Annotated in this window: 21 protein-coding genes and 1 pseudogene; 12 read left to right on the plus strand and 10 right to left on the minus strand. The window is 72.9% G+C overall.

Features of this window, described 5'->3' with window-relative positions; translation table 11 throughout:
* Positions 1 to 300: 300 nt before the first annotated feature.
* Positions 301 to 522, plus strand: a pseudogene (locus CTZ28_RS40300) (class I SAM-dependent methyltransferase); the annotation flags it as partial.
* Between the two features lie 282 nt (positions 523 to 804).
* Positions 805 to 1,116: a hypothetical protein gene (locus CTZ28_RS40310; protein WP_398657727.1), complete on the plus strand. Its 312-nt coding sequence runs from the start codon at positions 805 to 807 to the stop codon at positions 1,114 to 1,116.
* A gap of 18 nt (positions 1,117 to 1,134) precedes the next feature.
* Here the strand turns inward: CTZ28_RS40310 and secD are convergent, their stop codons facing one another.
* The 4 genes from secD to CTZ28_RS40330 all read right to left on the minus strand — a co-directional run bounded on the left by secD (position 1,135) and on the right by CTZ28_RS40330 (position 5,838).
* Positions 1,135 to 3,510, minus strand: coding sequence for a protein translocase subunit SecD (gene secD, locus CTZ28_RS40315; RefSeq protein WP_121894730.1), 2,376 nt, complete (start codon positions 3,508 to 3,510; stop codon positions 1,135 to 1,137).
* Between the two features lie 68 nt (positions 3,511 to 3,578).
* Positions 3,579 to 4,094, minus strand: a complete 516-nt coding sequence (locus CTZ28_RS40320) for a hypothetical protein (RefSeq protein WP_121894731.1) — start codon at positions 4,092 to 4,094, stop codon at positions 3,579 to 3,581.
* A 122-nt stretch (positions 4,095 to 4,216) separates the two neighbouring features.
* On the minus strand, positions 4,217 to 4,876 hold the full coding sequence (locus CTZ28_RS40325) for a response regulator (RefSeq protein ID WP_121894732.1): 660 nt from the start codon (positions 4,874 to 4,876) through the stop codon (positions 4,217 to 4,219).
* A 2-nt stretch (positions 4,877 to 4,878) separates the two neighbouring features.
* On the minus strand, positions 4,879 to 5,838 hold the full coding sequence (locus tag CTZ28_RS40330; protein ID WP_183154835.1) for a HAMP domain-containing sensor histidine kinase: 960 nt from the start codon (positions 5,836 to 5,838) through the stop codon (positions 4,879 to 4,881).
* Between the two features lie 364 nt (positions 5,839 to 6,202).
* Here CTZ28_RS40330 and CTZ28_RS40335 point away from each other — a divergent pair, with 364 nt between their 5' ends.
* The 4 genes from CTZ28_RS40335 to CTZ28_RS40350 all read left to right on the plus strand — a co-directional run bounded on the left by CTZ28_RS40335 (position 6,203) and on the right by CTZ28_RS40350 (position 8,666).
* On the plus strand, positions 6,203 to 6,550 hold the full coding sequence (locus CTZ28_RS40335) for a TraR/DksA family transcriptional regulator (RefSeq protein ID WP_121894770.1): 348 nt from the start codon (positions 6,203 to 6,205) through the stop codon (positions 6,548 to 6,550).
* A 47-nt stretch (positions 6,551 to 6,597) separates the two neighbouring features.
* Positions 6,598 to 6,975 carry a TraR/DksA family transcriptional regulator gene (locus CTZ28_RS40340; RefSeq protein WP_398657730.1) on the plus strand — a complete coding sequence of 126 codons (378 nt, stop codon included), beginning with the start codon at positions 6,598 to 6,600 and terminating at the stop codon, positions 6,973 to 6,975.
* Positions 6,972 to 7,811 (plus strand): rod shape-determining protein, encoded by an 840-nt coding sequence (locus tag CTZ28_RS40345; RefSeq protein ID WP_121894734.1) that lies wholly within the window; start codon positions 6,972 to 6,974, stop codon positions 7,809 to 7,811. Before CTZ28_RS40340 ends, CTZ28_RS40345 begins: the two co-directional genes overlap by 4 nt.
* A 231-nt stretch (positions 7,812 to 8,042) precedes the next feature.
* On the plus strand, positions 8,043 to 8,666 hold the full coding sequence (locus tag CTZ28_RS40350) for an Rv1733c family protein (RefSeq protein WP_121894735.1): 624 nt from the start codon (positions 8,043 to 8,045) through the stop codon (positions 8,664 to 8,666).
* 58 nt (positions 8,667 to 8,724) lie between these two features.
* Here CTZ28_RS40350 and CTZ28_RS40355 read toward each other — a convergent pair whose 3' ends face one another.
* Positions 8,725 to 8,940: a hypothetical protein gene (locus CTZ28_RS40355; RefSeq protein WP_121894736.1), complete on the minus strand. Its 216-nt coding sequence runs from the start codon at positions 8,938 to 8,940 to the stop codon at positions 8,725 to 8,727.
* A 487-nt stretch (positions 8,941 to 9,427) separates the two neighbouring features.
* Entirely contained in the window at positions 9,428 to 10,072 is a 645-nt protein-coding gene (locus CTZ28_RS40360) for a hypothetical protein (RefSeq protein WP_259472040.1), read from the minus strand.
* A 274-nt stretch (positions 10,073 to 10,346) separates the two neighbouring features.
* On the opposite strand from CTZ28_RS40360, the gene CTZ28_RS40365 reads away from it, so the two are divergent.
* Complete coding sequence (locus tag CTZ28_RS40365) at positions 10,347 to 10,784, plus strand: cupin domain-containing protein (protein ID WP_121894738.1); 438 nt, start codon at positions 10,347 to 10,349, stop codon at positions 10,782 to 10,784.
* Between the two features lie 71 nt (positions 10,785 to 10,855).
* On the opposite strand, the gene abc-f is transcribed toward CTZ28_RS40365, so the two are convergent.
* On the minus strand, positions 10,856 to 12,490 hold the full coding sequence (gene abc-f, locus CTZ28_RS40370) for a ribosomal protection-like ABC-F family protein (protein WP_121894739.1): 1,635 nt from the start codon (positions 12,488 to 12,490) through the stop codon (positions 10,856 to 10,858).
* Positions 12,491 to 12,881: 391 nt separating this feature from the next.
* Between abc-f and msrA the strand changes: the two genes are divergently transcribed.
* Positions 12,882 to 13,391, plus strand: a complete 510-nt coding sequence (gene msrA, locus CTZ28_RS40375; protein WP_121894740.1) for a peptide-methionine (S)-S-oxide reductase MsrA — start codon at positions 12,882 to 12,884, stop codon at positions 13,389 to 13,391.
* 82 nt (positions 13,392 to 13,473) lie between these two features.
* Here the strand turns inward: msrA and CTZ28_RS40380 are convergent, their stop codons facing one another.
* The 3 genes from CTZ28_RS40380 to CTZ28_RS40390 form a co-directional block, all read right to left on the minus strand.
* Positions 13,474 to 14,451, minus strand: a complete 978-nt coding sequence (locus CTZ28_RS40380) for an NADPH:quinone reductase (protein WP_121894741.1) — start codon at positions 14,449 to 14,451, stop codon at positions 13,474 to 13,476.
* A 216-nt stretch (positions 14,452 to 14,667) separates the two neighbouring features.
* Positions 14,668 to 14,859 carry a hypothetical protein gene (locus tag CTZ28_RS40385; RefSeq protein ID WP_121894742.1) on the minus strand — a complete coding sequence of 64 codons (192 nt, stop codon included), beginning with the start codon at positions 14,857 to 14,859 and terminating at the stop codon, positions 14,668 to 14,670.
* A gap of 82 nt (positions 14,860 to 14,941) precedes the next feature.
* On the minus strand, positions 14,942 to 15,325 hold the full coding sequence (locus CTZ28_RS40390; RefSeq protein ID WP_121894743.1) for a DUF6086 family protein: 384 nt from the start codon (positions 15,323 to 15,325) through the stop codon (positions 14,942 to 14,944).
* A gap of 200 nt (positions 15,326 to 15,525) precedes the next feature.
* Between CTZ28_RS40390 and CTZ28_RS40395 the strand changes: the two genes are divergently transcribed.
* The 4 genes from CTZ28_RS40395 to CTZ28_RS40410 all read left to right on the plus strand — a co-directional run bounded on the left by CTZ28_RS40395 (position 15,526) and on the right by CTZ28_RS40410 (position 23,378).
* Complete coding sequence (locus tag CTZ28_RS40395) at positions 15,526 to 15,978, plus strand: phospholipase (RefSeq protein WP_121894744.1); 453 nt, start codon at positions 15,526 to 15,528, stop codon at positions 15,976 to 15,978.
* A 229-nt stretch (positions 15,979 to 16,207) separates the two neighbouring features.
* The gene (locus tag CTZ28_RS40400) at positions 16,208 to 17,077 is read left to right on the plus strand and encodes an AraC family transcriptional regulator (RefSeq protein ID WP_121894745.1); all 870 of its coding nucleotides are present in this window, start codon (positions 16,208 to 16,210) and stop codon (positions 17,075 to 17,077) included.
* 414 nt (positions 17,078 to 17,491) lie between these two features.
* Positions 17,492 to 20,101 (plus strand): Pls/PosA family non-ribosomal peptide synthetase, encoded by a 2,610-nt coding sequence (locus tag CTZ28_RS40405; RefSeq protein ID WP_121894746.1) that lies wholly within the window; start codon positions 17,492 to 17,494, stop codon positions 20,099 to 20,101.
* A 25-nt stretch (positions 20,102 to 20,126) separates the two neighbouring features.
* The gene (locus CTZ28_RS40410; protein ID WP_259472041.1) at positions 20,127 to 23,378 is read left to right on the plus strand and encodes a non-ribosomal peptide synthetase; all 3,252 of its coding nucleotides are present in this window, start codon (positions 20,127 to 20,129) and stop codon (positions 23,376 to 23,378) included.
* Positions 23,379 to 23,402: the final 24 nt, after the last annotated feature.

Raw genomic sequence — 23,402 nt, forward strand, 5'->3', positions numbered from 1 at the left:
GTGCAGGACGCCACGTGGTCCCAGGCGTGCGCGCCGCCCGAAGCGGCCGGCCACACCCCGGCGTTGAGGTGGCGCGGTCACCTGCCGGGACAGTCGGCGGGCATCAGCCGTACCCCGCCGGCGCCCGGCACGGCACACCAGGTCGCGTCGGCCCGGAGGAGCAACGGGCGGGCCGGAGGCGTGCTTTGCCGAATCCGCAAAGAACTTTGCCGGATCCGGCGTATCGGCGCAGGCTCTCCCCGGGTGGCGCCGGGACCACCCACCGCAGCCCGCGCTGCGCCGAACCTCCAGGGAGGCCCCATGACCGAGATGCCCACCATGCGACCCGAGGAGTTCTGGGAGACCAGGTACCGGCGGAACGACCGGGTCTGGAGCGGCCGGCCCAATCCGCTGCTCGTCCGCGAGGTGGCCGGACTGCGCCCCGGTACCGCCCTCGACCTGGGCTGCGGCGAGGGCGCCGACGCGGTGTGGCTGGCCGCGCGCGGCTGGCGGGTCACCGGCGCCGACATATCGACCACGGCGCCAGGCCCTGTCGTCAAACTCCCGCCTGCCCCGCGACGCCATGCACGCACTCTCGCCGCACCGGACACAGGCCCAAGTACGTCCAGTACGAGGACCTGCGCCCGGCGCACCGAGAGCACGCACCTGACGCCGCAGGGCCCGCCCTCCGGGCGGACGACGGGAGTTTGACGACAGGACCTGGACCGCGCCGCCGCGCACGCCGCCGCGGCCGGGGTCGCCGGCCGCACGGTCTGGGAGCGCCACGAACTGGGCCCGAGCTTCCCGCAGGGCCGGTTCGACCTGGTGAACGCCCAGTATCTGCAGTCCCCGGTGGAACTGGACCAGCGCGAGGTGCTGCGCCGTGCCGCCGACGCGGTCGCCGCCGGCGGCACGCTCCTCGTCGTGCTGCACGCGGGCTGGCCGTCCTGGCAGACCGAGCCGCCCTTCGACCACCCGTTCCCCACGCTGCGCGGTGTCCTCGACGAGCTCGCGCTCCCCGAGGCGGGCTGGACCGTCGAGACGCTGGAGACGGTGCGGCGCACGAGCGAGTCGCCGGACGGCACGGAGGGTTTCCGCGACGACAACGTGTGGCGTCTGCGCCGCACCGGCGACTGACGGCCGCGCCCGCCCCGGTCAGCCCGCCGGCTCGCGCTCCCCGCGGCTGCGCGGCGCGGCCGTGCGGGCCGCCCGGCGGCTCGCCTTGACCGGGCCACGGTGCCCGTGCATCTCGACGGCCAGGGGCGTGGCGGTGAACACCGAGGAGTAGGTGCCGATCACCAGCCCGATCAGGAGGGCCAGGGCGAAGTCGGTGAGCGAGTCGCCGCCGAGCACCGCAAGCGCGGTGAGGATCAGCGTGGCGCCCATCCCCGTGTTCACCGTGCGCGGCAGGGTCTGCAGGATCGCCCGGTCGGCGACGTCCGGCAGCGTCGCCTTGCGGTCACGGCCCAGCAGCTCACGGAGCCGGTCGAAGACGACGACCGAGTCGTTGACCGAGTAGCCGATGACGGTGAGCAGCGCGGCGAGGAACACACCGTCGATGGGCTTGCCGAGCCAGGCGAAGACGCCCACCACGATGAGCACGTCGTGGGCCAGTGCGACGATCGCCGCGGTACCGAGGAGCCAGCGGAAGCGGGCGGCGAGATACAGCAGTTGGGCACCGAGGGCGACGGCCAGTGCGATCAGGGCGTTGCGGCGCAGCTCGTCGCCCAGGCTGGGGCCGACCAGCTCGTCGCGGACCCGCTCCGCCGTGCCGCCGAGACCGCCGACGGCCTCGGTGACCTCGGCCGCCTCGGCATCGGTCAGCTCTCCGGTGCGCACCGTGAGCCCGCTGTCGCCGGAGGTCTGCACGACGGCCTGCGGGAAGCCGGCGTCGGCCAGCGCGGCGCGGGCCCGCTCGGGGTCGACCGGGGTGGTGGTGGCGTACTCCATGAGTCGTCCGCCGGTGAACTCGATGCCGAAGTCGAGCCCGCGGAACACGATGCCCGACCCGGCCAGGACGAGGGCGGCGCAGGAGACCGCCAGCCAGCGCCGCGGGTGGCGCAGCAGCCGCGGGTCCCGCTTCACGAGCCAGTCGCGGACCGCGCCGGTGGTGGCGATGCCGGTCAGCCGTGGACGGCGCCGCACCCAGGGCCGGGCGGCGGCGAACTCGGCGAGCACCCGCGCGATGACCAGGGCACTGATCATGGACGCGAGCACGCCGATGCCGAGGGTGACGCCGAAGCCGCGCACCGGACCGGAGGCGAGGAAGAACAGCAGGGCCGCCGCGATCAGGGTGGTGATGTTGGAGTCGGCGATCGCGCTGAGGGCGTTGCGGAAACCGGCGACGAGGGCCGACCGCGGGCCGGACCTGGGCCGGGCGGCGCTCTCCTCGCGGGCGCGTTCGAAGACCAGCACATTGGCGTCGACGGCCATGCCGATCGCCAGGACGAAACCGGCGAGGCCCGGCAGCGTCAGGGTGGCGCCCACGGCGGCCAGAGCGGCGTAGGAGATCAGGCCGTAGCAGAGCAGTGCCACGGCCGCCAGGACGCCCATGAGCCGGTAGACGCAGATGATGAACAGTGAGGTGAGCGCGGTGCCGATGGCCGCGGCCCAGGCGCTCGCGGTGATGGCGCGGGCACCCAGGCTGGGGCCCACGGTGTGCTGCTCGACGGTCTCGACCGGCACCGGCAGGGCGCCGCCGCTGATGAGCAGCGCCAGTTCACGGGAGTCGGCGTCGTCGAAGGACCCGGTGATCCGGGTCGAGCCGCCGGGGATGCCCGTCCCGCAGGAGACCGACGGGTCGACCTGCGGCGCGGAGATGATCTTGTCGTCGAGGACGATCGCCACCCGGCGGGTGGGATCGCCGACGGGACGGCAGGCGGCCTCGCCGGTCAGCTCGGTCCACTGGTCGCGGCCGGAGCGGCTGAAGTCGACGGTGACTCCCCAGCCCGCGCCGGATTCCTGGTCGAAGCGCGCGGCGGCGCCCTTGACGTCCTGCCCGGTCAGGGCGGCGGGCGCGAGCCGCAGCAGCTGTCCCGACTCGTCGGGCAGGACCGATTCCTTGGATGTGTCGGGCTTGTCGGGTTTGCCGGACTGTGGCCGGGCCTTCTCGTCGGCGATGCCGAGCACCGGATGGACGGTGAGCTGAGCCGTCCGGCCGAGCACGCCGGCGGCCTTCTTCGGGTCCTGCACGCCCGGCAGTTCCACGATGATCCGGTTGCTGCCGGAGCGGACGAGGGTGGGTTCGGCGACGCCGAGCGCGTCGACGCGGCCCCGCAGCACCTCCAGGGTGCGGTCGGTGGCCGCGCGGTCGGCGTCGACGGTTTTGGTCGAGCGGGTCTCCAGCACGATCTGGGTGCCGCCGCGCAGATCGAGTCCGAGATGGACCGGCACGGTCAGGGTGATGTACAGCGACAGGGCGATCACGGCGAGGGCGAGCAGCGCACGGCCGCGCGAGGAGCGGGAACGCGAGGGCGGACGGGAGGGACGGGAACGGGCAGGACGAGAGCGGACAGGACGGGAACGGGTCAACGGTGCCTCCGGCGGGCACGCCGCGGCTGCGGCCGGCGCGGTCGCGGCGGACGGTCAGGACGGGAAGGTCAGGAGCCGGAGGGCGGGGGAGGCGCCCGCCCGCGCTGCCGGGTCGCGTCGGTACCGGAGGGGCTGGGAACGGCCCTGTACCACGGTGCCCGCGTGGCGGCGGGTACCGGGAGGGCCGCGGCGGTGGCCGCGGTGGCCGCCTGATGGCCGGGCGGACCGGGGCGTTCGGCGCGCTGCTCGTCTCGGGTGCCGGCTCGCGCGGCGCCGACGGCGTAGTGGTTCTCGTCGGCGCGCGGGCCGGTGTCGAACCGGTGGACGGCCGCGCTCAGGCGGACGCCCTCGTCGTGGTGGACGGCACGGTCCTCGTGACCGTCCGCGATCGCCGACGCGGTGACCGGCGCCGAGGCGCCCGGACCGGGCCGGGCGTCCGCAGGGGCGAACGCCGTCGTCAGCAGGGCCAGCAGGACGGCAGCCAGCACGGCCAGCTGCCGCGCCGGGCCGCCGGCCGCGGTCCGGGGGATGGCCGTCGGCCGGCGGGCCGCCGGCCCGGGGACGGCGTGCGGACGCACGGACATGCGCCGTCCCCTTTCGTCTCGTGGTGGTTCGTCTCGTGGTGGCTGTCGGTGTGGTGCGGCGGGCTGACCCGGGGTCCTGGCAGTGGGGGCGCACGGCCAGGACCCCGGGAGCGGGGGGAGGATCAGGGTTCGACCAGCCCCGCCCGGATCGCGTAGCGGGTGAGGTCGAGCCGGTCGCGCAGGCCGAGCTTCTGCAACAGGTTGGCCCGGTGCCGCTGGACCGTCTTGACGCTGATGAAGAGGAGCTCGGCGATCTCCTTGGAGGACCGCCCCTCGGCCACCAGCTTGAGCACCTCCTCCTCGCGGGGCGTGAGGATCTGGTCGGGGGTCTCCTCGCCGTGCCGCACCCGGTCCAGGTAGTTGCGGATCAGGGCGGTGACCGCGCCCGGGTAGAGGAAGGGCTCGTCGCGCATCGCGGCCCGGCAGGCGGCGACCAGATCGCGGTCCGCGACCGACTTCAGCACATAGCCGCAGGCGCCGGCCTTCAACGCCTGGAAGAAGTACTGCTCGTTGTCGTGCATCGTGAGCATCAGGATCCGCAGGCCCGGCATCAGCCCGGCGAGTTCGCGGGTGGCCTGCAGCCCGGTCAGCCGGGGCATGGCGATGTCCAGGACCGCGAGGTCGACCTCGTGACTGCGGGCCATCTCGATGGCCTCCGCCCCGTCACCCGCCTCGGCGACCACCTCCAGGTCGGGCTCCCGGTCGAGGATGAGCCGCACGCCGCGCCGGACCAGCGCGTGATCGTCGGCGAGCAGAATGCGGATCTTGGTCGGGTCGGGCATGCTCAGGACTGCTTTCTCGGGACGGGCGCGGCGAGCCGGATCTGGGTGCCGGTACGGGGCGCGGAGACGGGGGAGATGTCGAGGGCGGCCCCGATGAGCAGGGCCCGCTCCCGCATTCCACGGATGCCCGCGCCCTCGCGCGCCGCCTTCATACCGCGGCCGTCGTCGGTGACGGCGAGCACCACCGCGTCGTCGGTGTGCTGCAACGCCACCACGACCCGCTCGGCGTCCGCGTGGCGGGCCGCGTTGGTCAGGCTCTCCTGGGCGACCCGGTAGAGCACCAGCTCGGTCTCCGGCTCCAGGGCGGGCAGGTCGGCCGCGAAGCGGCGCTGCACCCGCAGACCGGTGTGGGTGGCGAAGTCATGGGTGAGCGAGGTCAGCGCGCTCACCAGGCCCAGGTCGTCCAGCACGCCCGGACGCAGCCGGCGCACCAGGCGGCGCACCTCGTCCAGGCTCTCCCGGGTGATCTCCTGCACCTGGCACAGCTCCCCGCGCAGCGGCTCCTCCGCCTCGTCCGCGGCCCGCTTCAGGGCGAGCAGCACGGCGGTCAGGCTCTGTCCGACCTCGTCGTGCAGTTCCTGGGCGATACGGCGGCGCTCCGCCTCCTGCGCGAGCAGCACCCGGGCACTGCTCGTGGCGCGTTCCTGCTCCAGCCGGTCCAGCATCGCGTTGAAGGTGCGGATCAGGTCGGCGACCTCGGCGCCGCCTCGGGCCGGCAGCCGCTGGCCGGGCCGCAGCAGGTCGACGGTGGTCATCAGCCCGGTGAGCCGGTCCAGCGGGGCCAGGCCCCAGCGCAGCAGGGCGGCGTTGGCGGCCAGCAGCACGGCGAGCCCGCCCAACAGGATGATCGCCTCGGTCAGCACGACCGGCACGGAAACGGTGACGGGAGCCCACAGCAGCAGCCCCGTGGCCGTACCCAGCACCACGGCGTTGAGCGCGAAGATCCGCCAGAACAGGGACACCGGTGCGTACTCCTCCTCGTGTGACGCGGTCTGCCTCTACTGTCGTCCATCGCACCCCGGCACCGGCCCGCGGCCCCCCGGGTCCCGGCCCGCGCCCGCCCCAGCATGACCGTCGCCAGGTCGCGGGTCGATGGGACCTGACGCCCATTTCGGGTGGCTCGACGTACCCATGCCGCCCCCGGATGGATGTTCCGACCGCAGGGAAATGGGGCCTGCGCCCGATGGGTTTCCGCCGCCGCGGCGATCAGGGTTGAGGCATGACCGAACCGCTCCGGCCACGGACGGTGTGGCCGTCGGACCGCCCGCCGCCCGGGGCCGTCCGCCGCCGCCCACCATCCGCACCGGCCGAGAAAGGGCCCTCACCATGTCTGTCGACACCCCGCGCACGCCCCTCGACACCTCGCGCACCGAACCGCGTCCCGCCCGGCTGAGCCCGGACGAGGCACGCCGGCGCCTCGAACACGCGCGCGCCACCCGGCTGACCCAGCTGGAGGCCCTGGACGAGACCGGGCAGACGGCGGACGACCACCTCATGTCCACGCAGCGGACCGCCATCAAGGGAGTGCTCGCAGAGATCGAGGCCGCCTTCGCCCGCATCGAGGACGGCAGCTACGGCATCTGCTCCGGCTGCGCCCAGCCCGTGCCCCCGGAGCGCCTGGAGATCCTCCCCTACACGAGCCACTGCGTCGCCTGCCGCCGCAGCACCGCCTGAGCCGTCCCTCCGGCCCCGTCCTCCGGCCCTGCCCAAGGGGTGAAGTGGTGAACCCGAACCAGCAGACCATCAGGGACCGCGACACAGGCCTCACACCCGAGGACCTCGCCGCGCTCCGCGAGAACCTGACCGAGCAACGTCTGTTCCGCCGGGAGCAGCTCCAGCAGATGGCGGCGGCCGCCGGGCCCGGCGAAGCCGCCGGGAGCGGGCTGCCGGCGGCCTCACAGGTCGAGGTCCGGGTGAAACTCGCGACCTCGGCCCGCATGGTCCTCGCCGACGTCGAGGCGGCCCTGCGCCGGATGGACGAGCGCCGCTACGGCGACTGCCACCTGTGCCTGCGTCCGATCGCCAGGGAACGGCTGATGATCGTGCCGCAGGCCCGCTACTGCGCGCGCTGCCAGCAGGTGAGGGAAGCCGGACGATGAACCCCGCGCGCAGTTCCCTCGCCGTGTCCCGGCACCGGTACCGGCCGGCCTGCCGGCAGTGCTGCGGTGTCGCCCTGGACATGGGCAGCGCCCGCACCCGGGCATGGCTCGCCGGCCGGAGGACGATCGTCGACGTCCCCACGGTGACGTTCCCCGGCAGTGGCGCCGTGTACCCGATCCGGCGCGGGGCCATCGTCGACACCGCGGGCGCGGCCCGGCTGCTCGACCGGCTGCTCGGCCATCGGCTGCCCCGCCTGGTCCGTCCGCTGGTCGTGGTCACGACGCCCGTACTGGACGGGATCGCCTACCGCGCCGCGGCCCGGGCCGCGGTGGAGGTGCTGCGGCCCCGGAGCGTGCTGACCGTGCCCAGCGCCCGCGCCGTCGCGCTGGGCGCCGAAGCGGATCTGACCCGTCCGCTGCTCGTGGTGGACGTCGGCGCGCATCTCACCGAGGTGGTGCTGCTGTCCGAGGGCGCGGTCGTGGACGCCCACCGGACCCCGCTGGGCACCAGCGACCTCGACTCCGCGCCGCCCGCGGAGATCAGCGAGGCGGTGGTCGCGATGGTCACGGCGATGGTCCGGCAGGACCGCACGTCACTGACGCGCGACGCCCTGGACCGAGGGGCGCTGCTGGCCGGCGGGGGCGCCCTGTGGCCGGAGATCACCCACCGCCTCACCGACCGGCTGCACGCACCGCTGCGCCCGGTGCCGGCACCGCACACCGCGGCGGTCCGCGGCGCCGCCAGACTCCTGAAGGCGGCGCACACCCATCCCGCCGTCACCGGGGTCGTCCCACCGCCCGCCGGGCATCCGCACCGGTCACCCGACCCCACATGACGGCCGGTCCAGACCCGCTCCGCACCCCCGTCCCACGGTCCGCGACGCACAGCCCCGTCCTTCTGGCCCCGCCCGGGGCCAGGTCCGCACACCCCGTCCCCACGGTCCTCGGCGCCGAGGGCTCCGTCGTTCTCGGCCCCGTTCCCACCCCACGCCCCACGTCCCACGTCCCCTCGTGCTCTCCGGCCGACAGGTCCCCCCGTTCCCCCGGCCGAGGAAAGGAGGATCCCCATGCCCGGCGGCATTCCGCGGGCACAGCCGCCCCCCGACGACCTGCCCCGCCTCCTGCTCTGGCGCTTCCGCCGCAACCCCTTGCGGCGGACCACCGATGCGGCCCAGGCGTGGATCGGCCTCGGCATACTGCTGGCCGTGCTCGCGGCGATGCCCGGCGCCATGTTCTTGATCGGTGACACCGCCTACCGGCACTACACGCACACGGCCCGCCTCCAGGCCGAGACCCGGCACCAGGCCACCGCGGTGCTCCTCCACGACTCCCCGAAGCACCCCGAGCCGGGGTCGGACGAGGAGAAGGGGACCCGTTACCGGGTCGAGGTCCGCTTCATCGACCGGCTCGGCCGTTCCCACACCGGACGCGTCGATGTCCGCCCCGGACTGCCGGCGGGCAGCATGGTCCCCGTCTGGACCGGCGCGGAGGGCGAGGTCATGGATCCGCCCATGTCCGTCGACCAGATCCGCAGCCGCAGCATGGGCTGGGCGATCATCGCCGCCCTGGCGGTCGCCCTCGCGGGAGCCGCGGTGTACGGCATCGCCGAGCGCGCCCTGCGACGGCGCAACCTCGCCGCCTGGGACACCGCCTGGGCCCGCACGGCGCCCCGCTGGACGACCCCCACCTGAGCGGCCACGCCCCGCCGGCCCCGGCCGGGAGGGACCGGCCCGTCGAGCACCCCTCGGTCTATTCGAACCGCCCCTCCACGACCCGCTTGGCCGCCTCGCTCTCGGCCGCGGCCGGGGAGAGTTCGCTCAGGGTGTCGAGGTCGGTGTCCGTGCGCAGTTCCTCTTCCCAGGCGGCCGCGAGCCGTTCCTGCTCGTCGTGCGGCTGCCGCCGGACCTGGTCCCGGTCGTGCGGGCTCAGGGCGGCCAGAAAACGCTCCAGGGTGTCGATCGGCATCCACTTCTCCTTGATCACGGGGCGTCGGCGCCCTTGCGGACGCCGTCCCAGAGTGATCGCTGCCGACCGCTCCCCGGCGGAGCCGAGGCCGGCTCGGACCCGGATGGAGGACGGCCTGCGCACCGAGCCCGGTGCGGTCACCTCTCCGTGGGCGCCAGGCAGGGCGGGCTGTCGGGCAGCCGCTCATCGGCGCGCCGATGTACGGCTTCTCGATCCCGTCGACGCTCAGGGCCTGGCTGGATACGTGGCCACGCGGTTCGCATACGTCCAGAACTGGCTGCCGACGATCCGCGCGGAGGGGTTCGGGCCGGACGCCGACTTCATCGTTCGCATCGTTCCCGGGCCGCACAAGGCTCCGCCCAGCCGCCTCCGGCCGCGGACATGTGTCGTGCGGCCGTGCAGGTGTGAGAGCGGCGAACGCAGTTTCGGTCGGTGCGTCTCGTTTCGTCTGCGCGTCACCTCCGGCGTCCTGGGGTGCCGGAGTGTGTCAGGCGTCGCCCTCCGCCGTGTTGCTCTCGGTGTCGGCCGGCTGCGAAGACGTCGGCTCGGTGAGCGAGTACAGCACCGAGCGCTGCTGCTTGTGACGCTGGATGCGGCCCTTGGCGACCAGTGCCTCCAGTGTGTTGCGTACGACCTGAGGGGTCGGCGTCCGCTCGGGGTGTTCCCGCATCAGTTCGTCGCGCAACTCCTTGGCCAGACGGGGCTCGTCGTGCGCGCCGAGCAGGTCCAGGAACACATCGCCGAGCAGGGGCTGACGTGACTTCGCCTGCGCGGAGACACGACCGGCCTTCTTCTTCCCGGGCTTGGGGCCCACCACCGCACGCGCGGCACGCGCACGGCGCTGCGGCGCTGCCGGTGCCGCGGTGGCAGCGGCGGTGGCGGCGGCGGGAACCAGGGTGGGTTCGTCCTGTGCCTGCTGCGGCAGCGGCGCCGCTTCGGGTGCGGGGCCGGCCGACGGGGCGTCAAAACGCTCCGCGAGATTCAGGATGTCCAGCAGGAGAGCCTCCTCCTGCTTCAACGTGCTGATCCTCTCGGCGAGTTCTTCCTGCCGACGCCGGTTCTCCTGCAGATCCGACGCGGCCTGCTCGAGGTAACGGGAACGGATCGAGGCATCGGTCGATGGGCTGGGCACAATCATTCACTCCCTGAAGACAATGGATGGTGCTGCGATGGTACCGATCCACCGACCCGGTATTGCGAGGTGTGAGGGAGTCGGGGCGGAAACACACGTACATCGCACTCGATCGAGCGACGGCCGGCGTACGGAAGGCATGTGCCGGGCACCGCGGTTTGCGGCGTACCGTACCCGGCGACAGCCCCCGCCGACTAGGGTGTGCGCAGCCCGCGCAGGTGCCGAACGGCCGTGCGGGGCAACGTCGGTCACCTCACCGGGAAAGGTGTTCCACATGCGCAGAAACCTGTCACGGCTCGCCATGGCCGTGACCGCCGCCGTCGGTCTGTCGCTCTGCTCCGGCACCGCCTTCGCCACCCCGCCCGGACCGGGCGTCACGGGCACGATCATCGCCCAGACCACGAAGGGCGGGACGGACTACATACTCCGGCGGATAACCGTGCCGCCGGGCCAGAGCACCGGCTGGCACTATCACGACGGACCTCTGTACGCCTCCGTGCGGCAGGGCACGCTCAGCCATTTCGACGCCAGTTGCGCGTCCGACGGCGTCCACCGGGCCGGCAGCCACCTCACCGAACCGCCCGGCGAGGACCACGTCCACATCGGCCGCAACCTCGGCAGGACCCCGGTCGTCCTGGACGTGCTGTACGTCCTGCCCCACGGGGCGCCGCTCTCCGAGGACGCCCCCAACCCCGGGTGTGACTTCCAGTAGCGGGGATGTCTCCGGGGGCCGCCCGAGGACCCGTCAACCGGAGTGCGCGGCCCGGCCGGCACGCCGGCGGATCACACCTCGGGCGCCGTCGTCTCCAGCAGTGCACCCCGGTCCAGCAGGAGCCGGCGGCTCGCTCCGATCTCCCGGAGGAACCGCTCGTCGTGGCTGACGACCACGAACGCGCCCCGGTAGGAGGCGAGCGCGCTCTCCAACTGGCCCGTACTGACCAGGTCCAGATTGTTCGTCGGCTCGTCGAGGAGCAGCAGCTGCGGGGCCGGTTCGGCGCACAGCACGCAGGCCAGGGTGGCCCGCAGCCGCTCCCCGCCGGAGAGCACCGCGGTCGGCAGGTGGACCCGCGCACCCCGGAACAGGAAGCGGGCGAGCAGGTTCATCCGCTCGGCCTCCGTGCGGTGCGGCGCGTACGCGGCGAAGTTCTCGGCGACCGTCCGGTCGAGGTCCAGCAGGTCAAGGCGCTGCGAAAGGTGGGCGACCCGGCCGTCGGCCCGCCTGATCCGCCCGGTCTCCGCTTCCAGGGTGCCGTTGATCAGGCGCAGCAGGGTGGATTTGCCCGCGCCGTTGGGCCCGGTCAGCGCGATCCGTTCGGGACCGCGGATCGTCAGGTCGACGCCGTCGCCGGCGAACAGGGTCCGCCCGCCGTGCCGGACCTGGAGGTGTTCGCCCTGGAAGACGGTGCGGCCCGCCGGAACGTCGGTGTCGGGCAGGTCCAGGCTGATGCGCTGCTCGTCCCGCACGGCCCGCCCCGCCTCGTCCAGCCGTGACCTGGCCGCGCTGACCCGGGCGGCGTGCAGCTGGCCCGCCCGGCCCGCGGACTCCTGCGCGCCGCGCTTCATGTTTCCGGCGAAGATACGGGGCAGGCCCGCGCTCTTGAGGTTGCGTGCGGCATTGCTCGCACGCCGTTCGGCGCGCTCGCGGGCCTGCTGCAACTCGCGCTTCTCCCGCTTCAGTTCCTGTTCGGCGGTGCGGACATTCTTCTCGGCGACCTCCCGCTCGGCCCGTACGGCCTCCTCGTACGCGGTGAAGTCACCGCCGTACAGTCGCAGTTCACCGCGGTCGAGTTCCGCGATGCGCTGCATGCGGTCGAGCAGGGCGCGGTCGTGGCTGACCACGAGCAGACAGCCGGTGAAGTCGTCCAGCACGTCGTAGAGCCGGTGCCGAGCGTCGCGGTCCAGGTTGTTGGTGGGCTCGTCGAGCAGCAGCACATCGGGACGCCCGAGCAGCTGGGCCGCGAGCCCCAGCGAGACGACCTGGCCGCCGCTGAGGGTGCCGAGGCTCCGGTCCAGGGCCAGGCCGGTGAGGCCGAGCCGGTCCAGCTGGGCCCGGGTGCGTTCCTCGATGTCCCAGTCGTCGCCGATGGTGGTGAAGTGTTCCTCGCTCACGTCCCCGGACTCGACGGCGTCCAGGGCGCGGATCACCGCGGCGACGCCCAGTACCTCGGCGACCGTCAGGCCGGCGGTCAGCGGGAGGGACTGCGGGAGGTGGCCGAGCGTGCCGGAGACGGTCAACGACCCGGCAGCGGGCCGCAGTTCACCGGCGATCAGCCGGAGCAGGGTGCTCTTGCCGGAACCGTTGGGCGCGACCAGACCGGTGCGGCCGGACTCCACGGTGAAGGACAGGTCGCGGAAGACCGGGGTGTCGTCGGGCCAGGAGAAGGACAGCTGGGAGCAGACGACGCGGGCGTCGGACATGAGGGGACCTCGGGGGAGGACGGGGCAGGGCAGAGCGCTGCCCGGGCAGACAGGGGAAGAAGGCGACGACGACCGGGCCACGACGGCGGCGCTCCGTGGCGCCGGCCGGTGGCCGATCAGCTCCGGGTATCACCCGGAGATGTCGTCGTCACCTGCCATGTCTGGTCCCCTCCGAAACGGTCAAAGGTCCGGGCGAGTGTAGCAGCCCGGTGTGCCCACGGGCCGTGCCCGGCCCGGCCCCCCGGTGCCACGGCCCCCGGGGGAATATCCTGCGAAGCACCGGTGGTTCGCAGGGACGATCACGGCGGACGGCCGGGACCCGCGCGTGGCGTGAGGCGCGGGCGGGGAGCGGCGCGCCGGAGGTCCGGACGCTGACGAAGGGTGATGTGTGATGAGTGACAATGAGCAGAAGGCCCTGCTGGCCGGTGGCTGCTTCTGGGGCATGCAGGAACTGATCCGCAAGCAGCCGGGAGTCCTGAATACGCGCGTGGGCTACAGCGGCGGCGAGGTGTCCCGTCCGACGTACCGCCACCACGGAAACCATGCCGAGTCGATTGAGATCACCTTCGATCCCGCGGTGACCGACTACCGCACCGTCCTGGAGTACTTCTTCCAGATCCATGACCCGACCACGAAGGACCGGCAGGGCAACGACCTGGGTGCCAGCTACCGCTCCGCGATCTTCTACCTGGACGAGGAGCAGCGGCGGATCGCCGAGGACACCATCGCCGACGTCGAGGCGTCCGGGCTGTGGCCCGGCCCGGTGGTGACCGAGGTGGTGCAGGCCGGCCCGTTCTGGGAGGCCGAGCCGGAGCACCAGGACTACCTGCAGCGCTACCCGAACGGCTACACCTGCCACTTCCCGCGCCCCGACTGGCGGCTGCCCAAGCGCGCGGCGTGAGGTGTCGTGGCGCCGTCCGGCCGGCGGACGGCCTGCCCGATGCCGCGCGTACCGGCGGGTCCTGGAACCGGCTCCGGGCGGGTCAGTCACGGATGCGCAGGACGAGCTTGCCGCGCACCCTCTCGTTCTCGATGCGGCGGTGGGCCTCGGCCGCCGCGTCCAGCGGCAGCGTCTCGACGGCGCGCGGTCGCAGCCGGCCCGCTCCGAGGAGCATGTTGACGTGGTGCGCGGCGCCGGCGAGCTGTGCGGTGTCGGCGTGGGAGATGGCGAACCCGTGCAGTGAGCAGTCCTTGACGTAGAGGTCCCGCACGGGCAGGACGGGCCGGGAGCGCAGGCCGGACATGACGACGATGCGTCCGCAGTCGGCGAGCAGCCCCACGCCGGTCTCCAGGTCGTTGTGGCCGGAGGTGTCGATGTGGAGGTCGACCCCGGCGGGCGCGGCCTCCCGGATCAGTGCGCCCGTGTCCGGGCGGTGGTAGTCGATGACCAGGTCGGCGCCCAGGGAGCGGACGTAGGCCGCGTCGCGGCCCGAGGCGACGGCGATGACCCGGGCGCCCGCGTGCGCCGCCATCGTGACGAGCGCGCTGCCCACATTGCCGGCGGCGCCCAGTACGGCGACGGTCTCGCCGCACCGCAGCCGCCCGTGGGTGAACAGGGCGAGGTGCGCCGTGGCCGCCGCGTGTGCCAGCGCGACGGCCTCGATCGGGTCCGTGTCCGGCGGCAGGTGGTAGAGCCGGTCGGCTGGCACGACCGCCTGCTCCGCGGCGGCGCCCTGTCGGCCCGCGTGCCCCAGGCTGTTGCACCAGACCCGGTCCCCGGCCCGGAAACCGTGGGCTGCGGGCCCGGCGGCGGCCACGGTGCCGACGAGGTCACGGCCGATGACGAAGGGGAAGGGCAGGGGAGTGGCGTACGCCCCCGAGCGGACGAGGGCGTCGACGGGGTTGACCGCGCTGGCCTCGACGTCGACGAGGACGTCATGGGGGCCGGGTTCGGGCGGCGGCAGTTCGCCGTGGCGGATGGCGTCGGGTGGGCCGAGTCCGGTGATGTAGGCGGCGCGCATGGACACCGACTGTGGCACGCGGGGCCGCCCGGGTCGCCGGGCACGCGCGAGGCGGCGGGACGGTACGCCGGAACGGCACTGTCGCCTGGCCGGCGGGTGGGGGCCGGTCGGGGGAGGAGAGCCGCGCTGTCCTGGCGGGGTCCGGGAACGCGGCGGCGCCGCCTCCCGGGGACGGGGAGACGGCGCCGCGTGCGCTTCTGCGGACGTCCTCGGACGTCAGATCAGCCAGCCGATGAAGTGGATGAGGCCGGCGAGGACGTCGGTGAGAAGGTTCATGATCGTGCTGCTCCTAGCGGTGTAGCTGTCGTGTGGGACCTGTGCGTCGACTACGGTCTGCAGCCCGTCGCTCGCACACCGTAAGTCTCGTCCCGTCCCGGACTCCCCGGCGACCATCTGAGCGACGATCACCTGTTCCAGGGAACAACTGCTCGCCTGTTCGGATGCCCCAACACGGCTGCCGATACGCGCCGTTCGGGTTGCCCGGCCCCGATCAGCGAGGCATACGCCGTCCCAACTCCCGTGTCATCTCGCGCAGTCCCACGCCCGAGGCACCGCCTTCCGGGGCGGTTCCCGGCCGTGCCCAGTCCACCTCGATCGCGGCGCGCTCCGCGAGAACGAGCACAGTGGCGACGAAGCCTTCGGAGAGTGCGAGCGCGACGGCGTGGCTCGTTCTCCGGTGCCGTGCCAGCAGGGCCTCGACGAAGACCTCGAAGGTGTCGGGAACGATCTGACATGCGTCGTCCGCCATCGGCCCGATGCCCGAGGGGAGTCCCAACTCCGTTTCGAATACCGCTACGTGGTGCTGGAACAGGCGGGAGACCCCGTTCGACGGGTTCCACAGCGTCTCGTCGCCCAGGTCGAAGTACTGGCTCACAGGGCACCTTTCAGACGATCGCGACGGGCCAGCGTATCCAGCCGCCGCAGCGCTGTCGTCGGGATCTCAGGCTTCTTTGTGTAGCCAAGAGTTCACGGCTCATTAGGGGGTGAGGGGTGGGAGGGCGGCCGGTCGGTTCGGATCATGGTTGTCATGACCCTGTCGCTCGTAAAAGAGCGGCAGCTTCCGGGAGGAGTGGAATGCACCGCAGACTCGCCACCGGCCTCGCCGCATCGGCGCTCGCCCTGATCACCGTCGCCGCCACCGCCACCGCGGCCACCGCGGCCCCCGCCGACAAGCCCCAGGTGCTCGCCAGTTGGACGCAGACCAGCGCGTCGAGCTACAACCAGTGGGCCGCGGCCCGTGCGAATCAGGCGACCTGGTCCGCGTACGGGTTCGACTGGTCCACGGACTACTGCTCGTCCTCCCCGGACAACCCCTTCGGCTTCCCCTTCGCCACGTCCTGCGCCCGGCACGACTTCGGCTACCGCAACTACAAGGCGGCCGGCGCGTTCGACACCAACAAGTCCCGCCTCGACAGCGCCTTCTACGAGGACCTCAAGCGCGTCTGCGCCGGCTACGGCGGTGCGACCAAGACCGCCTGCGACGGCACGGCCTGGACCTACTACCAGGCCGTCAAGGTCTTCGGCTGAGCGACTGACCGACCGGACGGGGCGCGGGTGTCCCGGGCGGCGCCGCGCCCCCGTCCGGAACGCGTCATTCCGCCCTGCGAGAGTCATGAACCTTCCAAGCGGGCCCGCCCGGGGGCCTGTCGCCGGTGGGGCCCACGCGTCCACCCGACCCGATCGGGCACAGGATGTCGGGTCGGGCCGGACGCGTGCCGCCTAGCGTGGCGGGCACGGGCAAGGAAGGTGAACGGGTGTGCTGGAGCGGCTCAATCAGGCCATGGGGCATATCGAGGACCATCTCGGCGGGGAGGTCGACGTGGCCCGGCTGGCCCGGATCGCGGCCACGTCGGAGTACCACCTGCGCCGGATGTTCTCCGCGCTCGCGGGCATGCCGCTGTCGGAGTACGTCCGGCGCAGGCGGCTGACAGTCGCGGGCGCCGAGGTGCTCGCCGGGCGCGAGCCGCTCCTGGAGATCGCGGTGCGCTACGGCTACGGCTCGGGCGAGGCGTTCGCCCGGGCGTTCCGGGCCATGCACGGCGTCGGCCCGGGCGAGGCCCGCCGCACCGGTGCCGCGCTGGTCTCCCAGCCCCGGTTGGCCTTCCGCCTCACCGTCGAAGGGAGCAGCAGCATGCGTTATCGCGTAGTGGACCGGCCGGACTTCACCGTCGTCGGCCTCAAGGCCCGGGTGCCACTGGTGCATTCGGGACCGAACCGGGCGATCGTCGACTTCGTCCGCGGGATCGCACCGGGGACCCTGGCGCGCCTGGAGAAGCTGTCGGACCAGGAGCCGCAGGGGATCGTCGCGGTCTGCGACGGCCTCGACCCGAGCCGCGCCGAGGGCACCGAACTCGACTACTACCAAGGGGTGATCACGTCCCCGGCGGCCCCCGCCCCCGAGGGCGCGACCGCGCTCCTCGTGCCGGGCGGCACCTGGGCGGTGTTCACGGTCTCCGGCCCGGCGCCGGAGGCCATCCAGTATCTGTGGCGGGATGTGTTCACGGAATGGTTCCCGGCGAACCCTTACCGCAGCCGTCCGGGACCGGAGATCCTGCGCACGCGTCTGTCGGCGGACGGGACCGAGGCCGACGCCGAGTTGTGGCTGCCGGTGGAGCGGGACGTGTGAACCCGGCCGCCGACGCACCCGGCGCCGGCGGCCGGGACCCCCGAAAGGGTTGCGGACCCCGCCTACGGCTCGGGGCCGCGGTGGTGGGAGAGCAACGTGGTGCGACCCCCGCCCGCTGACCGCCGCGGGCGCAGGACCGCCCCCGACGGGGGCGGGCCGACGCTGTTTGCGTTGCCACCCGCAAAGGCGCCGGGTCGCTGCTCGCCGGTCCCGGCCCGGCCCGCACGGGCCGCCATCCGGGTGATCCGGGCCCTCGCTCTCGGCGGCCCGGGGCGCCGGGAAATACAAGGTGGCGGCGGGCTGTCGAGCCGTCGTCGGTCTCGGGCGGAGTGGCAGCCCGACGGCGGCCGACCGAAACTGGCAGTGCGGTTCGTGATCAGGAAAGTGCGCAGGCAAACGTCCTCCAGGAGGTCGATGGTGGAGCAGTCCGCCGACGTCTACATATCCGGGCCGGACGCAGCAGCCGTAGCCGGGGGTACCGGTACCGGCCCGACGAGGACAGAGACCGAGCGCAGACTCGCCGAAGTCCTGACCGATGTGATGAAAACGGAAAGCGTCTCGGTCGACCGTCACTTCTTCGACGACCTCGGCGCCAACTCCATGGTCATGGCCCAGTTCTGCGCACGGGTCAGAAAGCGCGACGACCTGCCGTCGGCGTCCATGAAGGACGTCTACCGCAGCCCGACGATCCGGAGCCTCGCGGCGGCGCTCACCGAGGCCACGCCCGCTCCGGCCGGCGCGTCCCTGCCGGCCTCCCCGGCACCGTCGACGCCCACGGGCCCGCCGGCTCCGGCGCCCAGGGTGCGGCACATCCTGTGCGGCACCGCCCAACTCCTCATCTTCCTGGGCTACTCGTTCGTCGCCGGACTCATCACCGCGCGGGGCTACGAGTGGGTCGCCACCGGTTCAGGCCTCGTCGACACCTATCTGCGGGCGCTGCTCTTCGGAGCCATCGGGTTCACCGGCATGTGCCTGTTCCCGGTCGTCGCCAAGTGGCTGCTCGTCGGCCGCTGGAAGCCCCGGGAGTTCCCCGTCTGGGGCCTCGCCTATCTGCGCTTCTGGCTGGTCAAGGTGCTGCTGCACGCCAACCCGATGATCCTGTTCATCGGCAATCCGCTGTACGTGCTCTATCTGCGGGCCCTCGGCGCGCGCGTCGGCAAGGGCGTCACGATCCTCTCGCACGGGGTTCCCGTCTGCACCGACCTGCTGACGATCGGCGACGGGGCGGTGATCCGCAAGGACTCCTCCTTCCTGTGCTACCGGGCGCACGCCGGACGCATCCAGACCGGCCCGGTCACCCTCGGCAGCAATGTGTTCGTCGGCGAGAAGACCGTCCTGGACATCGACACGGCGATGGGCGACGGGGCCCAACTCGGCCACGCCTCCGCCCTCTACCGCGGTCAGCGGGTCCCGGCCGGCGCACGCTGGCACGGCTCCCCGGCCCAGCCCACGCAGACCGACTACCTACGGGTCCCGCCGGCGCCATGCGGCGCACTGCGCCGGGCCTGGTTCGGCCTGGGCGCCCTGTTCCAGCTGTACTTCTTCTCCCTGCCGCTGTTCCTGGGCGGCACCTACCTGCTGTGCTCCGCCGTGCCTGCGATCGGCGACCGGCTGCGGGCGAACACCGCCGGGCTCCCCTCGGTGGTGCTGCTCACCGACGCGCTGGTGCTGTCCGTCATACTGTTCTTCGGCTTCACCGCCGTGGGCCTGGTGGCGCTGTTCGTCGTGCCGCGGCTGCTGAACCGGCTCATCGAGCCCGGCCGGGTCTACCCGCTCTACGGATTCCACTACGCGGTGCACCGGACGATCGCCCGCATGACCAACGTCAAGTTCTTCGCCTGGCTCTTCGGCGACAGTTCCTACGTCGTGCCCTACCTCCGCGGACTCGGATACAACCTGCACCGGGTGCAGCAGACCGGGTCGAACTTCGGCTCCGAGTTCCAGCACGAGACACCCTTCCTCGTGTCCATCGGCAGCGGGACGATGGTGGCCGACGGGCTGTCCGTGCTGAACGCCGAGTACTCCAGCACGTCCTTCCGGGTGGTGAAGGCGTCGATCGGCCCGCGCAACTTCCTCGGCAACAACATCGCCTATCCCGCCGGCGGCAGAACGGGAGAGAACTGCCTGCTCGCCACCAAGGTGATGGTGCCCCTCGACGGCGAGATACGTGAGGGCGTGGGACTCCTCGGCTCGCCGTGCTTCGAGATCCCCCGGTCGGTGGAGCGGGACACCCGCTTCGACGATCTGCGGACCGGCGAGACCCAGCAGCGGCTGCTCGCGGCGAAGAACCGCCACAACCTCGGCACGATGGCCCTGATGATGTGTGTCCGCTGGCTGCACGCCTTCGTGCTCACGGTCATCGGTCTCGTCTCCGTCGACCTGTACGGCGTCGTCGGACACGTGGTGATCGCCGGATATCTGGCCATCACCCTCGCGGCCACCACGCTCCACTACGTCCTGGCGGAACGCATCATCACCCGGTTCCGCCCGCTGCAACCGCGGCTGTGCTCCATCTACGACCCGTACTTCTGGTGGCACGAACGCGTGTGGAAGGTGCCGGACCAGTACCTCGAGATCTTCAACGGAACGCCCTTCAAGGCCCTCGTATGGCGAATGCTCGGCGTCCGCATGGGCCGCGCGGTCTTCGACGACGGGTGCTTCATCACGGAGCGGACGCTGGCCGCCCTCGGCGACGGCTGCACCCTGAACTCCGGGTCCAAGATCCAGTGCCACTCGCAGGAGGACGGCACCTTCAAGTCCGGCCGCACGGCGCTCGGCGCCGGCTGCACGCTCGGTGTCTCCGCCCATGTGCACTACGGCGTGACCCTGGGCGACGGCGCGGTGCTGGCGCCCGACTCGTTCCTCATGAAGGGCGAGGAGGTCCCCGCCCACGCGCAGTGGGGCGGGAACCCCGCCGCCGAACTGCCGGTCACCCCCGAGCCGTCCGCGGGCCCCGGCGCACCGACGGCGGCCCGGACAACGCCCACGTCGTCGGTCAACGACGCCATCGCGTCGGTGAGTTGAGGAAGGTCATTCGATGGGAGCGCACATGGGAACGGACCGGGAGTACTGGAGCCGTGTGCTGAGCGCCGGCGGCTGCACCGCGGTGCCGCGCTGGGTCGGCGAGCCCGTGGCGGGAGTGGCCGCGTACGAGACGGCGGCGCCGGACGACCTGACGGCGCAACTGCGGGCCATGGCCCGGGCGCTGAAGGTGCCGCTGAGCGCGGTGCTGCTCGCCGCGCACGCCAAGGTGCTCGCCGCCCTCTCCGCCGAGCACGAGGTGGTGACGGGCTATGCCGCCGGGCCGCGGCGCGCACCGCTGCCGTGCCGGCTGACCGTCGAGCCCGCCACCTGGCGCGCCCTGGTGGCCGCCGCGCAACGCGCCGAGTCCGACCTGCTCGCGCACCGGGAGTTCCCGGTCGACGAGCTGTGGCGGGAGCTGCGGGTGGCGGGGCCGTCGTACGAGGTGGTGTTCGACCCGGACGGGACCGAGGGCGGACTGGTGGACGACGCAGTGCTGGGGGTCGGCTGGGCCGAGCGGGGCGGCCGGCTGGCGCTGCGGCTGCGGTACCGCACCCAGGTGCTCGACGCCGGGTACGTGGCCCGGGTCGGCGGCTACCACCTGGCCGCGCTGCGCCTGATGGCGGCCGACGTGGACGCCGAACACGCCCGGCAGAGCCTGGTGTCGGCCGACGAGGTGCACGAGCAGCTCGAAGGACTGGCCGGGCCCGGCCGGGTACTGCCGCAGGCGCGGGCGCACGAGCTGTTCGAGCAGCGTGCGCGGGCCCATCCGGACCGGGTCGCCGCGGTGTGCGGCGACCGGACCTGGACCTACGGCGAACTGAACGCCCGCGCGAACCAGTTGGCGCGCGCACTCCTGGCGCACGGGCTGGCGCGCGAGGGCGTCGTCGCCGTGGTCACCGAGCGCACCCTCGACTGGCTGGCCTCGGTGCTGGCGGTGTTCAAGGCCGGCGGGGTCTATCTGCCGATCGAACCGCACTTCCCCGCGGGACGCATCCTGGCAACGTTGTCGCGCGCCGGATGCCGGCTGGTGCTGACCGAGTCCGGCGGCACCGGCACCCTGGACGAGGCCCTGACCACCCTCCCGGACGTGGAGAAGCTGCTGATCGAGGGGGCGTACCGGGAGGGACACGACGACGGCGACGTCGGGGTGCGGGTCGCGCCCGGCCAACTGGCCTACATCTACTTCACCTCCGGCTCCACCGGTGAGCCGAAGGGCGCGATGTGCGAGCACGCGGGCATGCTCAACCATCTCTACGCCAAGATCGACGACCTGGGGATCACCGAGGGACGCGTGGTCGCCCAGACCGCGCCGCAGTGCTTCGACATCTCGCTGTGGCAGCTGGTGTCGGCGCTGCTGGTCGGCGGCCGGACACTGCTGGTCGGCCAGGACGACGTCATGGACGTGGAGCGGTTCCTCGACACGCTCGTCGCGGGCCGGGTCGGCGTGGCGCAGGTCGTGCCCTCCTATCTGGAGGTCGTGGTCTCCTGCCTGGAGCAGCACCCCCGCGAACTGCCGGACCTGCGCTGTGTGTCGGTGACCGGCGAGGCGCTGAAGCGGGAGCTGGTCCAGCGCTGGTTCGCCGCCCAGCCCCGCGTCAAGCTGATCAACGCCTACGGGCTCACCGAGACCTCGGACGACACCAACCACGAGGTCATGGACAAGGTGCCCGAACGGGTGCTGCTCGGGCACGCGATCAACAACGTCCGGGTCTACGTCGTCGACGAGCAGCTGTCCCTGGTGCCGCTGGGCGCCCCCGGCCTGATCGCGTTCTCCGGCGTCTGCGTGGGGCGGGGCTACGTCAACGATCCCGAGCGGACCGCCGAGGCGTACCGCGAGGACCCGTACCGGCCGGGCGAGCGGCTCTACCTGGCGGGGGACTGGGGCCGCTGGCACCCCGGCGGAAAGCTGGAGTTCCTCGGCCGCCGGGACAGCCAGGTCAAGATCCGCGGGTTCCGCATCGAGATCGGTGAGATCGAGAACACCCTGCTGCGGGTGGCCGGGGTGCGCGACGCCGCGGTCGTCGTCGCCGAACGCGCCGGCCGGAGCAAGCATCTGATCGCCTTCCACACGGGCCGCCGGCTGCCCACGGACGAGCTGCGCGAGGCGCTGGCCGCCGTTCTGCCCGGCTATATGGTCCCGTCGGCCTTCCACTGGCAGGACGCCCTGCCGCTGACCGCCAACGGCAAGACCGACAAGAAGGCCCTGACCGCACTGGCCGAACGGACGGCGCCGCCCGCCGAGGACGACACCGCGGCGGAGCGCGACCGCGCCCCGCTCAGCCCGGCCGAACGGAAGCTGGCGGCCGTCTGGGCGGAACTGCTCGGCGTCCCCGAGCCGCAGATCGGCCGCCGTGACCACTTCTTCGACCGCGGCGCCACCTCCCTGACGGCAGTGAAGCTCACCATCGCCCTGGACCGCGCGGTGTCCCTCAAGGACATCACCCGGCACCCGGTGCTCGCGGACCTCGCCGCACTGCTCGACGGCGCCGCCCGGCAGCCCGCCGAACTGCTCCAGCCGCTGGCGGAGCCGGACGGCACCGCGGCCTGCGCCCTGGTCTGCTTCCCCCACGCGGGCGGCAACGCGGTCAACTACCAGCCGCTGGCGAGCGCGCTGGCCGGCAGCGGAACCGCGGTGTACGCCGTGGAACTGCCCGGCCACGACCCCGCCGTCCACGACGAGCCGTTCGCGCCGCTCGCCCGGGTGGCCGAGCGGGTGGCCGCCGAGATCACCGCCCGCGGCCTGACCCGGGTCATGCTGTGGGGCCACTCCGCGGGCGCCGCGACGGCCCTGGCGACGGCCGGGGTGCTCCAGGGCCGCGGTGTGGATGTCGTGCGGGTGTTCCTCGCGGCGCAGCTGCCCGGCACCCCCGCCGAGCGGCGTGCCGCCGCCGGTGAACTGACACAGCGCAGCGACGCCGAGATCGCGGCACGGCTGGCCGAGGACAGCGGCTATCCCGAACTCGCCGAGCTGAACGCCCGGCACGCCGAACGCGTCGGCGCCGCCTACCGGCACGACTGCGTGAGCGCGCACCACTACCTCGCCGACGCCCTGGAGGCCCCGCCCGGGGTGAAGCTGGCCGCGCCGGTCACCGTGGTCATGGCCGCCGACGACCCGAACACGGCCGGTGAGCCGGACCGGCACCGGGCCTGGCAGGCGCTGGCCGAACGGGTGGAGCTGCACGAACTCCCCGACGGCGGCCACCACTTCCTGCGGACCCGCCCGGCCGAGGCGGCACGGGCCGTCCTCGGTGCCACCGCACCGCTGGCCTCCTCCTGAGCCCCCACCGTCCCCACAGGGGGG

Source organism: Streptomyces shenzhenensis (genome assembly GCF_003688995.1).
Lineage (GTDB): Bacteria > Actinomycetota > Actinomycetes > Streptomycetales > Streptomycetaceae > Streptomyces > Streptomyces shenzhenensis_A.